The organism is Cupriavidus gilardii (assembly GCF_008801915.1).
In the GTDB taxonomy this organism is placed as follows: Bacteria; Pseudomonadota; Gammaproteobacteria; order Burkholderiales; family Burkholderiaceae; genus Cupriavidus; species Cupriavidus gilardii.
Genome location: NZ_VZOV01000004.1, coordinates 121935 through 134247, shown reverse-complemented (window position 1 = coordinate 134247; position 12313 = coordinate 121935). Strand labels below are relative to the sequence as shown.

The window sequence follows — 12313 nt, the reverse complement described above, 5'->3', positions numbered from 1 at the left end:
TCGCCGAATGTGCACGCTATACTCGGCACGTTCCGCGTCTTCGCGCTCGTACTATCCGCTCGACTCTTTTCCGCCCGTATTTCGCAATGCCCACTGACCTTCCCGCCTGGCAACGTCTGCAGCAGCACTACCAAGCGATCCGCGACCAGCGGATGCGCGACTGGTTTGCCGCGCCCGACGCCGGCGAGCGGGTCGACCGGTTCTCGCTGGAAGCGGCCGGCCTGTTCCTGGACTACTCGAAGAACCGCATCGTGCCGGAGACGATGGACCTGCTGGTCCAATTGGCCGAAGAGGCCGGCGTACCCGCGCAGCGCGATGCCATGTTCGCTGGCGCACATATCAACGCGACCGAGGATCGCGCGGCGCTGCATATGGCGCTGCGCGCCGCGCCGGACGCCCCGTTTCAGGTCGATGGCAAGTCGGTGATGCCGGCAGTGCACGATGTGCTCTCGCGCATGCGGGACTTCTCGCAGCGCGTGCGCAGCGGCCAATGGACGGGCCATGGCGGCAAGACCATCACCGACGTGGTCAACCTCGGCATCGGCGGCTCGGATCTCGGGCCGCGCATGGTGTGCAGGGCGCTCGCGCACCTTGCGGGCGATGGCGGGGGCGGCGCCGCGTCCGGGCCGCGCGTGCATTTCGTCTCCAATGTCGACGGCACCGAACTGGCCGAGACGCTGGCGCGGCTCGATCCCGAACGCACGCTGGTGATCGTCTGCTCGAAGACCTTCACCACGCTGGAGACGATGGCGAACGCCAACAGCACGCGCCAATGGTTCATCGAGCGCGGCGTGCCGGAGAGCGGACTGGCGCGCCATTTCGTCGCGGTGTCGACCAATCTCGAGGCGGTACGCGCCTTCGGCATCGATCCGGCCAATATGTTCGAGTTCTGGGACTGGATCGGCGGACGCTTCTCGCTGTGGTCCTCGGTCGGGCTGTCGATCACGCTGGCGCTCGGCTTCGAAGCCTTCGCGGAACTGCTGGCCGGCGGCCGCGAGATGGACGAGCACTTCCGCACCGCACCGCTGGCGCGCAACATGCCGGTGATCCTCGGCCTGCTGGGGGTCTGGTACCGCAATGTGTTCGGCCTGCCGACCAGCTGCATGGCGCCCTATTCGACCTCGCTGGAGCTGTTCCCCGCCTTCCTGCAGCAGCTGGAGATGGAGAGCAACGGCAAGTCGGTGCAGCGCGATGGGTGGCCGGTGCGCGTGGACACCGCGCCGGTGGTCTGGGGGACGGCCGGCACCAACGGCCAGCACGCGTATTTCCAGCTGATCCACCAGGGCTCGCAGATCGTGCCGGTCGATTTCGTCGCACCGCTGTCCGCGCCGCGTACGCTGCCGGGCCATCATGCCAAGCTGCTGGCCAACTGCTTTGCGCAGGCCGAAGCGCTGATGCGCGGGCGGACCGAGGAAGAACTGCGGGCGGCCGGCATCGTCGAGCCCGAACGCATCGCGCATATGCGCTTCGCGGGCAATCGGCCGAGCAATATGCTGTTGATCGACGGCATCACGCCGCGCGCGCTGGGTGCGCTGATCGCGCTGTACGAACACCGCACCTTCGTGATGGGCGCGATCTGGAATATCAACTCGTTCGACCAGTGGGGCGTCGAACTTGGCAAGCTGCTGGCGCGGCCGATCGAGGCCGAGCTGAACGGACGCGCCGAGGGGCCGCACGATCCGTCCACCAGCGCGCTGATTGCGCGCGCGCGAGGCGCGCTGGCCCGGGGAGGCTGAGGGCCTGCCCTTGCCCTCGATTTCGCGTTCTCAGACTTCCGCGCCCATCCACTCGTCGCTGGCGACCTTGCCTGCCTCGATCGTCAGGATGCGCCCGCAACGCGCCGCCACCGAGCGATCGTGCGTGACCAGCACCAGCGTCGAGCCGGCGTCGCGATTCAGTTCGAACATCAGCGCGATCACCGCTTCGCCTGTCGCGGTGTCGAGGCTGCCGGTCGGCTCGTCGGCGAACAGGATGTCGGGCCGCGTGACAAAGGCACGGGCCAGTGCGACGCGCTGCTGTTCGCCGCCCGACAACGTGCGCGGATAGTGCGACAGCCGCGCGCCAAGGCCGACCCGCTCCAGCATCGCCTTGGCGCGCTCGCGCACACCGTCGGTCTCGCCGCGCAGCTCCAGCGGCAACATCACGTTCTCCAGCGCGGTCAGATGCCCGACCAGCTGGAAGGACTGGAACACGAAGCCGACATGACGGCCGCGCAGGGCGGCGCGCTGATCCTCGTCGAGCGCGAACAGGTCGTGGCCGTGCAGCGACACGGTGCCACGGCTGGGCAGGTCGAGCCCGGCCATCAGTCCGAGCAGCGTCGACTTGCCCGACCCGGAGGCCCCGACGATGGCCAGCGTTTCGCCGGGCGTGACGGAAAAGGACACGTCGTGCAGAATCGTCAGCGAACCGGTCGCGTCCGTCACGGTCTTTCCCAAGGATTCGACAGCAAGAATGGATGAGGACATGAGCAAGGGTTTCCGGAACGGTTTCTGGCGGGACATCGGTGGACGCTGGCGCGCCCTGGTGCTGGGCGGGCTGCTGGCGCTGGCAGCGATGCCCGCGCTGGCGCAACGCGCGCCGACGATCCTGGTGCTTGGCGACAGCCTGTCGGCGGAATACGGCATCGCGCGCGGCGCGGGGTGGGTCAAGTTATTGGAAGACCGCCTGCGCGCGGAGAGGTTCGATTATAGCGTCGTCAATGCAAGCATCAGCGGCGAGACCACGGTCGGCGGCAAGACCCGCCTGCCCGATCTGCTGTCCCGCCACCGGCCCGCCGTCGTGGTCGTCGAGCTCGGCGCCAACGACGCGCTGCGCGGCCTGCCGCTGCAGAGCACCGAGGCCAATCTGCGCCAGATCGTCACCAGCGCCAAGGCCGCCAAGGCCAATGTGCTGCTGATCGGCATGCGGATCCCGCCGAACTACGGGCCCGACTACACCGAGCGCTTCTTCGCGCTGTATCCGAAGCTGGCCAAGGAATACCAGCTGCCGCTGGTGCCTTTCCTGCTCGACAAGGTGGTGACGCGGCCAGACTGGTTCCAGGACGATCGCATCCATCCGACCGCGCAGGCCCAGCCGGCGCTGCTCGACACCGTGTGGCCGCAGCTCGAGCCGCTGCTCAAGCGCCAGCGGCGCAGCGCGGAGGAAGGCAACGCGCAGCAACGGCGCGGGTGAACGCCGGCCCGGCGGCATCGCTCGCCGGCGCATGACACCGGCGCATGACACCGGCGCATGACAAAGCAAAGGGGCCCCGCGGGGCCCCTTCTTCATCGCTGCCGGACGGACCTGTGCGGCCGGTCCCGTCCATCGCATCGATCGCGGTCAGCCTGCCGGCTGCGATTCCGCCGGCGCCGCGGGCTTGAGCACCTCGACGTCCGAACGCGCCTTCAGGCTCTCGAAGAACGCTTCGAGCTCGCTCTGGCCGGCCAGTTGCGACAGCTGCTGCGCGTCGGCCTGGCGTTGCGCCGGATTGGCCTGCGCCGGTTGCGAGACCTTGGCGATGCGATAGATCGCATAGCCCTGCGCGCCCAGATCGACGCCGACCATCGCCGGCAGCTTCGACGCATCGGCGCGCATCACGGCCTCGACTGCCTTCGGCGCGAGACCGGCCGGCTGCTGGCGTGATACCGTGACGGCGGCGCCGAACCCATCGGCCGAACCGCTCTGCTTCAGTTTGGCCAGCTGCGCTTCGCCGTCCTTGCGCGCCAGTTCGGCGGCCTGTTCGGCCACGTACTGCGCGCGGACCTGATCGCGCACTGCATCGAACGGACGCACCGACGCCGGGCGGTACTCGACCACACGGCCGGCGACCAGCGTTTCCGGACCGACCTGGATTGCTTCGGTATTGCGCTTGTTCTTGATCGCGTCGTCGCTGAACAGCGCGGTCAGCACCTTCTCGTTGTTCAGCGGATTGTTCGCGCCCAGCGCCGGGTTCGGCGCGCGGGTCACGTTGTCGGCAGTCTGGATCGTCAGCTTGAACTTGTCGGCGGCCGGCTTCAGGCTGTCCGACTGCTCGTAGACGGTATTGCCGAAGGCATCAGCCTGCTCGGTGAACTGCTTGGCGGCGAGCTGCTTGCGCAGTTCGGCCTCGAGCTCCGCCTTGACTGCCTCGAGCGGACGCGTCTCCGACGGCTTGACCTCGGTCACCTTGATGATGTGATAGCCGTAGTCGGTCTCGACCACATCGCTGAGCTGGTTCGGCTGCAGCGCGTACATCGCGTCCTCGAACGGCTTGACCAGCGCGCCGCGACCCATGAAACCCAGATCGCCGCCCTTCTCCGCCGAGCCCGGATCCTGCGACTGCTTGCGCGCGACATCGGCGAAGGTGTCCGGCTGCTTGCGCAGTTCTTCGAGCAGCCTGGTGGCCTTGTCCTTGGCGGCCTGGCGCTCGGCGGCGGGCGCGTCCTTCGGCGCCGCGATCAGGATATGGCTGGCGCGGCGCTGCTCATCGGTACGGAAGCGCGCGATATTGCTGTCGTAGTAGGACTTCAGCTGCTCGGGCGTGATGCTGATGCCCGCGGCCAGCGCATCGGCCGACAGCACCAGGTATTCGACCTTGGCCTGCTCGGGCACACTGAAGGCCTGGCGATGCTTGTCGTAGTACGCCTTCAGCGCGGCGTCGTCGGCCGACACCTTGGCGGCGTAGTCGCTGGCCTTCAGCAGCAGCGGCTGGACCTCGCGCTGCTGGTCGCGCACGGCGATCAGGCGGTCCAGCAACGACTTCGGCATGAACGCGGTCGCACCGATCGACTGGCCGAGCTGCTGCGTCGCCAGGTCGAAACGCATGCGCGCGTCGAACTGTTCGGGCGTCATGCCCTGCGACGCCAGCAGTTCGAGATAGGCCTTGTCCTCGACCCGCCCGTCCGCCTTCTTCGGCAGCTGCGCGATCGCGGGAATGCTGACGATCGCCTCGTACAGCCGCTCGTTCGACACGGTCAGATGCTCGCGATTGACCTCGTAGGCAACCACGCGCTGCAGGATCAGCTGGTCCAGCACCGCCTTGCGCGCTTCCGGACCTTCGAACTGGCGCGGATCGTAGGCAGCGCCCAGTACCTGCCGCATCCGCTCGGACTGCTCGCGCAGCACGTTGTCGACTTCCTGTTGGGTGATGGCGCGGCCATCGACCTTGGCGGCGTCGTGCGAGCTGTCCATGAAGCGCGAATAGCTTTCCACGCCGAAGAACACGAACGACGGAAACACCAGCACCAGCAGCAGCAAAAGCATCAGGCGCCGGTTGTTGCGAACGAAATCAAGCATGCTGACTCGGGATCAAGTTGGGACGGAGGTCAAACTCCGCGATTCTAGCAGGCTGCGCGGGGCCGCCCGCGGGATGTGGCGTCGGCGGCCGCTAAGGTCTACAAATGAAAACAGCCGCATGGAGGCGGCTGATTCGGCCGGCCACCTGGCGGTGCCCGGATGCAATGTGGCGGAGTGGACGGGACTCGAACCCGCGACCCCCGGCGTGACAGGCCGGTATTCTAACCGACTGAACTACCACTCCGATGTCGGTCTCGCTGCCCGGCGACACGGCCTGATGACATCTGGCATGACGATCGGGCCATCGAGAGAGTGGTGGGTGCTGAGGGGATCGAACCCCCGACCTACGCCTTGTAAGGGCGCCGCTCTACCAGCTGAGCTAAGCACCCGCTCGATGTTGCCGCGATGTTGCCACCGGATGTTGCCACCAAGTGGCCGCAATGCCGCCAATCAGGCTGTATCGCCGCGCACGTATCAGCCGTCGACTGCCGTTTGCGCTGCGAGGCCGCAAGTGTAATACAGCGTCTTTGGCTTTGCCAAGCCGAACACCGCGCGGCGCGAAAAAAAACCGCAGGGCGAACCCTGCGGTCTTTGCGGTGCCGGCGGGCGGATCGCCCGGCCGGCGCGCGATCGGCACGATCAGTGGTGGATCATCTCGTGCGTGGCTGCCGCGCCCTTGTCCTTGACTTCGGCAGGGCTGGCGACCTCTTCCGGCAACGGCTCGGGCTTGCGCTCGAGCGCCATCTCCAACACCTTGTCGATCCAGCGCACCGGAACGATCTCGATGTTGTTCTTGACGTTGTCCGGAATGTCGGCGAGGTCCTTGACGTTCTCCTCGGGAATCAGCGCCAGCTTGATGCCACCGCGGTGGGCGGCCAGCAGCTTCTCCTTCAGACCGCCGATCGGCAGCACCTCGCCGCGCAGCGTGATCTCGCCGGTCATCGCCACGTCGGCACGCACCGGGATCCCGGTCAGCACCGACACCAGCGCCGTCGTCATCGCGATACCGGCGGACGGACCGTCCTTCGGCGTCGCGCCCTCGGGCACGTGGATGTGGATGTCCCGCTTCTCGAACATCTCGTCGGTGATGCCAAGCCGGCGGGCGCGCGAACGCACCACCGAACGCGCCGCCTCGACCGATTCCTTCATCACGTCGCCCAGCGAGCCGGTGCGGGTGATATTGCCCTTGCCCGGCATCAGCGCCGCTTCGATCGTCAGCAGATCGCCGCCTACCTCGGTCCACGCCAGACCGGTGACCTGGCCCACCTGGTTTTCCTTGCCGGCCAGGCCGAAGTCGTACTTGCGTACGCCGAGGAATTTGTCCAGGTTCTCCGAATCGACCTTGACCGTGCCGCTCTCCTTCTTCAGCAGCAGCATCTTGACCACCTTGCGGGCGATCTTCGACACCTCGCGTTCGAGCGAGCGCACACCGGCTTCCCGGGTGTAGTAGCGGATGATGTCGCGGATCGCCGCTTCGGTGACCTCGATCTCGCCCGGCTTCAGGCCGTTGTTGCGGATCTGCTTCGGCAGCAGATAGCGCTGGGTGATATTGACCTTCTCTTCCTCGGTGTAGCCGGACAGCCGGATCACTTCCATCCGGTCGAGCAGCGGCGGCGGAATGTTCAGCGAGTTCGAAGTCGCCACGAACATCACGTCCGACAGATCGAAGTCCACCTCGATGTAGTGGTCCTGGAACGTGTGGTTCTGTTCCGGGTCCAGCACCTCGAGCAGTGCCGACGACGGGTCGCCGCGGAAGTCCATGCCCATCTTGTCGATCTCGTCGAGCAGGAAGAGCGGATTGCGCACGCCGACCTTGGTCAGGCTCTGCAGGATCTTGCCGGGCATCGAACCGATGTAGGTACGGCGGTGACCGCGGATCTCGGCCTCGTCGCGCACGCCGCCCAGTGCCATGCGGACGAACTTGCGGTTCGTCGCACGCGCCACCGACTGGCCCAGCGAGGTCTTGCCGACCCCGGGCGGCCCGACCAGGCACAGGATCGGCGCCTTGACCTTGTCGACGCGCTGCTGCACGGCGAGGTATTCCAGGATCCGTTCCTTGACCTTCTCGAGACCATAGTGGTCTTCGTCCAGCACGCGCTCGGCGTTGGCCAGGTCGTTGTTGACCTTGCTCTTCTTGCGCCACGGCAGGTTGACCAGCGTGTCGATGTAGTTGCGCACGACCGTCGCCTCGGCGGACATCGGCGACATCAGCTTGAGCTTCTTGAACTCGGCCTCGGCCTTCTTCTTGGCCTCCTTCGGCATGCGGGCGGCCTTGATGCGCTTGTCGAGTTCCTCGAGATCCGCGCCCTCTTCACCTTCGCCCAGCTCCTTCTGGATGGCCTTGACCTGCTCGTTCAGGTAGTACTCGCGCTGGCTCTTTTCCATCTGCCGCTTGACGCGGCCGCGGATGCGCTTCTCGACCTGCAGGATGTCGATCTCGCCCTCGAGCTGCGACAGCAGGCTCTCCAGGCGCTCGGTCACATTGACCATCTCCAGGATCTTCTGCTTCTGCTCGAGCTTGATCGGCAGATGCGCGGCGATGGTATCGGCAAGGCGACCCGGCTCGTCGATGCCCGACAGCGAGGTCAGGATCTCCGGCGGGATCTTCTTGTTCAGCTTCACGTACTGGTCGAACTGCGACACGATCGCGCGGCGCAGCGCCTCGGTCTCGGCGCTCTCGCCCGGGCCCAGGGGCACGGGCACGGCCTCGCACATGAAGTGCGAGTCGTCCTCGCTCACTTCGCGGATATTCGCGCGCTGCGTGCCTTCGACCAGCACCTTCACGGTGCCGTCCGGCAGCTTCAGCATCTGCAGGATATTGGCGATGCAGCCGACCTCGTACAGGTCTTCGGCGGTGGGCTCATCCTTCGCCGCCGTTTTCTGGGCCACGAGCATGATGCTCTTGCCCGACTCCATCGCAGTTTCCAGCGCCTTGATGGACTTCGGGCGACCCACGAACAGCGGGATCACCATGTGCGGAAACACCACCACGTCGCGCAGCGGCAACAGTGGGAGGCGAATCGGCTCAGCCGGGAGGAGTTGTGTTCCAGACATCAGTTTCCCCAGTCAGTCATTTAAGGCGTAAATTGGGTCGCACGAACCGATTACAAGACAGCAATCACCGGTTCGCAGCATCAGTCAAATGACGGCCCCGACACTTGCGAATCCCGCGCAAACAGCATACCCGCGTTTCCTCCCGTTCGTTTGGCGAAATGAAGAAAAAAAGCCGCTCGCTTCTCGCGAACGGCCTGTCGGTTGGCTGCCGGCGGGGGATACGCCCTTGCGCCGGCGTTCGCGTCAGTTGGAGCCAGCCACCTTGGGCTGCTCCTCGTACATCAGCAAGGGGGGTGCATCGCCGGTGATCGTGCTTTCATCGATCACGACTTTTTGCACGCCCTTGTAATTCGGCAGGTCGTACATGACATCCATCAGCGATTGTTCGAGGATCGAACGCAGGCCGCGCGCACCCGTCTTGCGCTTGATGGCCTTGCGGGCAATCGCGGACAGCGCTGCCGGCCGGATCTCCAGTTCGACGCCTTCCATCGCCAGCAGTTTCTGATATTGCTTGACCAGCGCGTTCTTCGGCTCGATCAGGATCTGCACCAGGGCCGCCTCGTCCAGCTTGGACAGCGTTGCGACCACCGGCAGGCGGCCGATCAGCTCGGGGATCAGGCCGAACTTGATCAGATCCTCGGGCTCGGTCTGCGGCAGCACCTCGCTGACATCGCGCTCTTCCTTGCTCTGGACCTGGGCGCCGAAACCGATGCCGGTCTTGTCCGAGCGCTGCATGATGACCTTCTCCAGTCCATCGAAGGCACCGCCGCAGATGAACAGGATGTTGGTGGTATCGACCTGCAGGAAGTCCTGGTTCGGATGCTTGCGCCCGCCTTGCGGCGGCACCGAGGCCATGGTGCCCTCGATCAGCTTCAGCAGCGCCTGCTGCACGCCCTCGCCCGACACGTCGCGCGTGATGGACGGGTTGTCCGACTTGCGCGAGATCTTGTCGATCTCGTCGATGTAGACGATGCCGCGCTGGGCCTTCTCGACCTCGTAATTGCAGTTCTGCAGCAGCTTCTGGATGATGTTCTCGACGTCCTCGCCGACATAGCCGGCTTCGGTCAGCGTGGTCGCGTCGGCGATCACGAACGGAACGTTGAGCAGGCGCGCCAGCGTCTGCGCGAGCAGCGTCTTGCCCGAACCGGTCGGGCCGATCAGCAGGATATTGCTCTTGGAGAGCTCGACATCGTCCTTCTTGCCGAGATGCTTGAGCCGCTTGTAGTGGTTGTAGACAGCCACGGCCAGAATCTTCTTGGCCTGCTCCTGGCCAATCACATACTGGTCCAGGCTTTCGCGGATCTCGTGCGGCGTCGGCAGATCCGACTTGGCCGCGGCCGGGGCGTCCTTGTCGGCGCCGGCGGCTTCATCGCGAATGATCTCGTTGCACAGGTCGATGCATTCGTCGCAGATGAACACCGACGGGCCGGCGATCAGCTTCTTGACCTCGTGCTGGCTTTTGCCGCAGAAGGAGCAATACAGAAGCTTCTCGCTGGATGAACCTTTTTTGTCCGCCATAGGAATCGTCACATTAGCAGGGGCGCGCCAGGGCGCAGAAAGGACCTTGGCGATACGCGTCAAACGCATCATACGCCAAAACCTTTAGGGCAGCGGGCGGAACCCCCAAGGTGTGGGGGCAAACACCACAAACGAGGCGCGGGGCCTCGTTTTGTGGTGTAGGCTTGGCCGTTTGAGGCCGGGCCGGGACTCGAAAAGCCGGCGCGCCCGAAAACCGGGCCGCCGCGTCCGGCTTAACCGCGGCGGGCGATCACCTTGTCGATCAGGCCGTAATCGACTGCCTGGTCGCCGCTCATGAAATTGTCCCGGTCGGTGTCGCGGGCAATTTTCTCGACCGGCTGGCCGGTCACGTCGGCCAGGATCGAATTCAGGCGTTCACGCAGATACAGAATCTCGCGCGCCTGGATCTCGATGTCCGAGGCCTGGCCACGCGCGCCGCCCAGCGGCTGGTGGATCATGATCCGCGAGTTGGGCAGCGCCAGGCGCTTGCCCTTGGCGCCGGCAGCCAGCAGGAATGCGCCCATGCTGGCGGCCATGCCCATGCACAGCGTCGACACGTCCGGCTTGATGAACTGCATCGTGTCGTACACCGCCAGACCGGCCGAAACCGAACCGCCCGGCGAGTTGATGTAGAGAAAGACATCCTTGTCGGGATTCTCGCTCTCCAGAAACAGCAGCTGCGCGATCACCAGATTGGCGGTCTGGTCGTTGACTTCGCCCACCATGAACACCAGGCGCTCCTTCAGCAGGCGCGAGTAGATGTCATAGGCGCGCTCGCCCCGACCGGACTGCTCGACCACCATCGGCACCAGCCCGAGGCCCATGGTCTCCAGCGCCGAGGCTTGCGTGGTGGCGAGACGATCGAGCAAATCATTGCGGGTCATGCAGAGTTCTCCAGGAATTCGGTGGCAGGCCAGTGGCCTCGGCAAAAGGCAAACAAGCCGCCCGAAGGCGGCTTTGCCCTGAGGCGGCTGTCGATCAGGCTTGCTGGCCGCCGTTGCCTTCGGCCGTCAGCTCCTCGAAGGACACCGACTTGTCGGTAACCTTGGCCTTCTCGCACACGAAATTTACCACGTTGTTTTCGAGCACGTAGGCTTCCATCTCGGCCAGGCGCTGCTGGTCGCCGTAGTACCAGCGCATGACTTCCTTCGGATCCTCGTAGCTCTTGGCGAACTCTTCGATCTCGGCCTTGATCTGGTCGGCCTTCGCTTCCAGGCCGTTGGCCTTGACGATCTCGGCCAGGATCAGACCCAGCTTGACGCGGCGCTCGGCCTGCTGCGCGAACATCTCCGGCGGAATCGGCATGTCCTTGGCGTTCGGCATGCCACGCTGCTCCAGATCGCGGCGGGCCATCTGCACCAGGCGCTCCTGGTCCTGTTCGATCAGGGCCTTGGGCACGTCCAGCTCGCTCGCCTTCAGCAGCGCTTCCATGACCTGGTCCTTCAGCATCGCGTGCGTGCGGCGCTTGACCTCGCGCTCCAGGTTCTCGCGGATGTCGGCGCGCATCTTCTCGACGCTGCCATCGGCGATGCCCAGCGACTTGGCGAAGTTGTCGTCGACCTCGGGCAGGTGGGCCCACTCGACCTGCTTCATCGTGATGGTGAATTCGGCGGTCTTGCCGGCGACTTCCTTGCCGTGATAGTCCTCGGGGAACGCCAGCGGGAACGTCTTGCTTTCGCCGACCTTCAGGCCGAGGGCGGCCTGCTCGAACTCGGGCAGCATGCGGCCTTCGCCCAGCACGAAGACGAAGTCCTCGGCCTTGCCGCCGGCGAACTCGACACCGTCGATCTTGCCGACGAAGTCGACCGTCACGCGGTCGCCGTTCTTGGCCGCCACATCGCCGCCGCCATCGCCATGCTCGCCGGCTTCGCCGCGGGCGTGGTAGTGGACGCGCTGCTTGCGCAGGATGTCGATGGTCTTGTCGATCTCGGCGTCGGTGATCTCGGTCTTCGTGCGGACCACTTCGGCGGCCGACAGGTCACCGATCTTGACTTCCGGGTAGACCTCGAAGGTGGCATCGAATGCCACTTCGTCGTCCGCCACACCTTCGGTCTTGATCTCGAACTTGGGCTGGCCGGCGACCTTGACGTCCTGCTGCTGGGTGATGTCGAAGAACTTGCGGGCGGCCTTGTCGAAGCGCACTTCGAATTCGACCTGCTGGCCGTACTGCTTCTCGACCATCTTCATCGGCACCTTGCCCGGGCGGAAGCCGGCCATCTTGACCGTCTTCGACAGGCGAACCAGGCGTTCCTGCTTCTCCTTCTCGACCTCGGCCTTCGGAATGGCCAGGGTCACCTTGCGGTCGAGTTTGCCGAGGTTTTCAATCACATTCGACATGGTCGTCAATCCAATCCAGAAATGTTGTTGTGTTCGTCAGCGCGTTCCGCTTGCGTGCCTGCGTGCAGGGGTTTTCTCCCTCAGGCCGTCGAACGGTTCGCACGCACCAGCCACGCATGAGGCACGCGGGCAAGCCGCCTGAGCCCCGATC

8 protein-coding genes and 2 tRNA genes are annotated in these 12313 nt (G+C 65.2%); 2 read left to right on the top strand and 8 right to left on the bottom strand.

The window, feature by feature from the left end; genetic code table 11:
• Positions 1–86: 86 nt before the first annotated feature.
• Positions 87–1736 carry a glucose-6-phosphate isomerase gene (gene pgi / locus F7Q96_RS07880; protein WP_053821923.1) on the top strand — a complete coding sequence of 550 codons (1650 nt, stop codon included), beginning with the start codon at positions 87–89 and terminating at the stop codon, positions 1734–1736.
• Between the two features lie 30 nt (positions 1737–1766).
• On the opposite strand, the gene F7Q96_RS07875 is transcribed toward pgi, so the two are convergent.
• Entirely contained in the window at positions 1767–2465 is a 699-nt protein-coding gene (locus tag F7Q96_RS07875) for an ABC transporter ATP-binding protein (RefSeq protein ID WP_053823111.1), read from the bottom strand.
• On the opposite strand from F7Q96_RS07875, the gene F7Q96_RS07870 reads away from it, so the two are divergent.
• Positions 2464–3171 carry an arylesterase gene (locus F7Q96_RS07870; protein WP_082371481.1) on the top strand — a complete coding sequence of 236 codons (708 nt, stop codon included), beginning with the start codon at positions 2464–2466 and terminating at the stop codon, positions 3169–3171. The genes F7Q96_RS07875 and F7Q96_RS07870 overlap by 2 nt on opposite strands.
• A 147-nt stretch (positions 3172–3318) precedes the next feature.
• Here the strand turns inward: F7Q96_RS07870 and F7Q96_RS07865 are convergent, their stop codons facing one another.
• From F7Q96_RS07865 to tig, 7 genes are all read right to left on the bottom strand, one after another.
• Positions 3319–5253, bottom strand: coding sequence for a SurA N-terminal domain-containing protein (locus tag F7Q96_RS07865; RefSeq protein ID WP_053821925.1), 1935 nt, complete (start codon positions 5251–5253; stop codon positions 3319–3321).
• Between the two features lie 167 nt (positions 5254–5420).
• Positions 5421–5497, bottom strand: a tRNA-Asp gene (locus F7Q96_RS07860).
• A 69-nt stretch (positions 5498–5566) separates the two neighbouring features.
• Positions 5567–5642 (bottom strand) — tRNA-Val (locus F7Q96_RS07855).
• A gap of 250 nt (positions 5643–5892) precedes the next feature.
• Positions 5893–8307 carry an endopeptidase La gene (gene lon / locus F7Q96_RS07850; protein ID WP_053821926.1) on the bottom strand — a complete coding sequence of 805 codons (2415 nt, stop codon included), beginning with the start codon at positions 8305–8307 and terminating at the stop codon, positions 5893–5895.
• 243 nt (positions 8308–8550) lie between these two features.
• Complete coding sequence (gene clpX, locus F7Q96_RS07845; protein ID WP_006575958.1) at positions 8551–9825, bottom strand: ATP-dependent Clp protease ATP-binding subunit ClpX; 1275 nt, start codon at positions 9823–9825, stop codon at positions 8551–8553.
• Positions 9826–10058: 233 nt separating this feature from the next.
• Positions 10059–10709 (bottom strand): ATP-dependent Clp endopeptidase proteolytic subunit ClpP, encoded by a 651-nt coding sequence (clpP, locus tag F7Q96_RS07840; RefSeq protein ID WP_053821927.1) that lies wholly within the window; start codon positions 10707–10709, stop codon positions 10059–10061.
• 94 nt (positions 10710–10803) lie between these two features.
• Positions 10804–12162, bottom strand: a complete 1359-nt coding sequence (gene tig, locus F7Q96_RS07835; RefSeq protein ID WP_053821928.1) for a trigger factor — start codon at positions 12160–12162, stop codon at positions 10804–10806.
• Between the last annotated feature and the right edge of the window lie 151 nt (positions 12163–12313).

What these genes read in the sequence shown, in the direction of transcription:
- F7Q96_RS07875 (WP_053823111.1), bottom strand. Translation starts at nt 2,465, where the DNA reads ATGTCCTCATCCATTCTTGCTGTCGAATCCTTGGGAAAGACCGTGACG.
- tig (WP_053821928.1), bottom strand. Translation starts at nt 12,162, where the DNA reads ATGTCGAATGTGATTGAAAACCTCGGCAAACTCGACCGCAAGGTGACC.
- F7Q96_RS07870 (WP_082371481.1), top strand. Translation starts at nt 2,464, where the DNA reads ATGAGCAAGGGTTTCCGGAACGGTTTCTGGCGGGACATCGGTGGACGC.
- pgi (WP_053821923.1), top strand. Translation starts at nt 87, where the DNA reads ATGCCCACTGACCTTCCCGCCTGGCAACGTCTGCAGCAGCACTACCAA.
- F7Q96_RS07865 (WP_053821925.1), bottom strand. Translation starts at nt 5,253, where the DNA reads ATGCTTGATTTCGTTCGCAACAACCGGCGCCTGATGCTTTTGCTGCTG.
- clpP (WP_053821927.1), bottom strand. Translation starts at nt 10,709, where the DNA reads ATGACCCGCAATGATTTGCTCGATCGTCTCGCCACCACGCAAGCCTCG.
- clpX (WP_006575958.1), bottom strand. Translation starts at nt 9,825, where the DNA reads ATGGCGGACAAAAAAGGTTCATCCAGCGAGAAGCTTCTGTATTGCTCC.
- lon (WP_053821926.1), bottom strand. Translation starts at nt 8,307, where the DNA reads ATGTCTGGAACACAACTCCTCCCGGCTGAGCCGATTCGCCTCCCACTG.